3 protein-coding genes and 1 pseudogene are annotated in these 3223 nt (G+C 34.8%); all 4 read left to right on the forward strand.

All coding sequences use genetic code 11. The features are described 5' to 3' along the window. A pseudogene (locus Q0649_RS18145) lies at positions 1-206 on the forward strand (ABC transporter substrate-binding protein); the annotation flags it as partial. Between the two features lie 256 nt (positions 207-462). After that, positions 463-1362 (forward strand): carbohydrate ABC transporter permease, encoded by a 900-nt coding sequence (locus Q0649_RS18150; protein WP_298845361.1) that lies wholly within the window; start codon positions 463-465, stop codon positions 1360-1362. 15 nt (positions 1363-1377) lie between these two features. Next, complete coding sequence (locus Q0649_RS18155; protein ID WP_298845363.1) at positions 1378-2214, forward strand: carbohydrate ABC transporter permease; 837 nt, start codon at positions 1378-1380, stop codon at positions 2212-2214. A 24-nt stretch (positions 2215-2238) separates the two neighbouring features. Next, positions 2239-3204: a hypothetical protein gene (locus tag Q0649_RS18160; protein ID WP_298845365.1), complete on the forward strand. Its 966-nt coding sequence runs from the start codon at positions 2239-2241 to the stop codon at positions 3202-3204. Positions 3205-3223 lie beyond the last annotated feature (19 nt).

The following is a 3223-nucleotide window of genomic DNA, read 5'->3' on the forward strand; positions in this document are numbered from 1 at the left end:
TGGCTATACCATTCAACAAACAAGCTACTGAAATGTTGAAAAACGCTCAATTTAGACCATCAGTAGATAAATATCCTTCCGTATCAGTTGAAATTCAATCAATGGTTGAGGCAGTTGCCACTGGCACATCGCCAGCAGATGCTGAAACAAAGTATGCAAAAAACGTAACCAGAATTGTTGGCAGTGATAAAGTAACTAATAAATAAACTATAAATAAGATATTTGTAAAATAGGATAAAGGGGCAGTGACAATAAAGGATCTGCCTGCTTATCCATTTTTCATTAATCATAAGGCTTCGATGCTTAATATTATATTTATTAACTATTCAACCATATTTGAGTTGAAATACTTCTATTAAATTAATGTACCATAAGGTTTAAACTGTGGATTTAGTATTCTGATTATCAACTAGAAACTAAATTTTATCGCTTTATTCTATATGTTTACAAGGGGGTTAAAAAATGCATACTACATTAGCTCCATCATCACTTACTAACAAGAAATCTAAATTAGGGAAATACATTTTTCTTTTACCAGCAATTTTTATATTGCTGTTATTTTTTATATTTCCTATTTTATTAACCGTAATTTTTTCATTTTCAAATTTATCATTAACCGGAGCTCAGTCTCAAAATTTTCAGTTCATAGGACTGGAAAATTACAGTCAGATGTTTAATGACCCTGAAGTGTTCCATAGTATCGTAAACACAATTGTTTTTTTAGTAGGTTCTTCTTTGATTGGACAACAGGTACTTGGATTTCTCATCGCAATTTTAATGAAAAATAAGAATACTATTTTTAGGCGAGTAATCGGCAGCATTGTTCTTTCTGGCTGGGTTATGCCTGAGGTTGTCTGCGCTCTTTGTATGGCTAACTTTTTGAATGATAATGGCACACTAAATGAAGTAATTAAACTTTTTGGAGGTACTCCAATATTATGGCTCTATAAGTTGCCTATGATGAGTATTATTATTGCAAACACATGGCATGGAACGGCATTTTCTATGCTAGTATATCAAGCAGCATTGGATGATGTACCAAAAGATATTGAGGAAGCAGCTGTTGTAGACGGAGCATCCGGTATGACAGTCCTACTTAAAATTATTATACCAAATATAAAAGGGTCTATTATGACCAATATGATGCTTAATACTCTTTCTACTCTTGGTGTTTTTGGTTTGATTTTTATGATGACCGGTGGTGGTCCTGCAAATGCTACAACAACGCTACCTTTGCTAATGTACAAGGAAGCCTTTGGTAGTTTCCAAATTGGATATGGCACCGCAATAGCAATGATACTTCTTGTAATTGGCGTCATATTAAGCATTTTCTATGTTAAATCTTCCAAATTAAAAATTTAAAGGCAGGTAATGAATATGAATATGAAATGGAGAAAAAGGGTTTTTGGAACAGGACTTCCCTATATAATTCTTATTTTAATTGGAATTTGTTTTTTGGCCCCATTGCTGTGGGTTATAGTAGCTTCCTTTGACAGCAATGCATCTCAGGTGTTACAGGTACCAAAAAACGTTACACTGGGAAATTATATTCAGGTGCTTCAAAGTAAACCTAATTTGCGTTCTTTTGCACTAGGACTTATAATTTCTGGCCTGCAGACGGTATTAGTAGTAGTAGTAGCTGGCTTGTGTGCATACCCTCTTTCTAGATATCAAATGAATCATAAAAAATTATTTTTATATTCCATCCTCTTTATGACGTCGCTGCCAATAACGGCGCTGATGGTACCTGTTTATCAGCTTTTTATCACTATTAATCTGTACGATAACATTTTTGGTGTCATTTTGTTTTTAACAGCTTCTGCTTTGCCATACGCTATTTGGATGATGAAGAACTTTATGGATTCTATCCCAATTGAACTAGAAGAAGCAGCTTGGGTTGATGGAGCAGGGCCGTTTACGACACTTAGAAAAGTAATAGCTCCAGTTATGCTCCCAGGTATTTTTACAGTTGCTATCTTTACTTTCTCCGCAAGTTGGGGTAATTTCTTTGTTCCTTATATTTTAATTAGCTCAGCTCAAAAATACCCAGCATCAGTAATGCTTTATCAGTTTTTTGGAAATCACGGTATGATTGCTTACGGTCCTTTGGCGGCTTATTCTGTGCTTTACACAACTCCGTCAATAATGCTCTATATTTTTGCCCAAAAATATATGTCAAAAGGTTTTAGTATGCAGGGCGCAGCTAAAGGTTAATATTTATTTTGAAGGTTGGTGAATATGTTGTTTAGAAAAGAACGTGCTCGAGTAATTTGTAATGAACTTAAAAAACTATCCTATTCAGGATACTTTGATATAACACAATGGAAGAAAAAAGAAGGTTTTTTCCTTCGTCCTGAGGACGCAGAAAAATGCGAGAAACCTTGGCAGGATTTTGATAGTAAAAACATGATGTGGATGGGACAAGACCGTCATTTTTGGTTTTCGTCTGATTTTACTGTACCAGAAAAATTTGCGGGTAAACCCTTATACCTAGTTATTAAAACACAAATTGATGAACCTAACGATATGAGCAATCCACAATTTTTGGCTTTTTTAGACAATAATCCAGTACAGGGTGTGGATATGAATCATCGTGAAATATATATTACTGAAAATGCTAAGGCTGGTCACAATTATAAAATTGATTTACAATCATACACCGGTACGTTACATGTTGAACTATTGCTCATTGGCCGTGCTTTTCAGGTAGATCAGGAAATATTAAAACTATATCATGATTTGAATGTGCCATTATGTATAGCAGAAAAGCTAGAAGAAGGAAACAGTGCTAAACTGCCCTTAGAGTTAGCCATAGAAAAAACTGTTGATTTACTTGATCTCCGTGTTCCATATTCTGAAGTTTTTTATTCTTCTATAAAAGTAGCTGAAGAATATCTTCAAAAATCTGTTTATGAAACCCTTGCAGGCTCTAGTGAGGTAATCGCAACTTGTATCGGACATACACATATAGATGTTGCTTGGCTATGGACTGTGAGTCAAACTAAGGAAAAGGTGGCTCGGAGTTTTTCAACGGTACTTAAACTGATGGAGGAGTATCCTGAGTATAAATTCATGTCAAGTCAGCCACAGTTGTATGCCTTCCTAAAAGAATCCTATCCTGAAATTTATGCAAAGGTTAAGCAACGAGTAAAAGAGGGACGATGGGAAACCGGAATTTGTCAACATAGTTGTCGCATTTTTTAATTTCAACCTTTTTATGATG

Source organism: uncultured Clostridium sp. (genome assembly GCF_937920395.1).
Classification (GTDB): domain Bacteria; phylum Bacillota; class Clostridia; order Clostridiales; family Clostridiaceae; genus Clostridium_AD.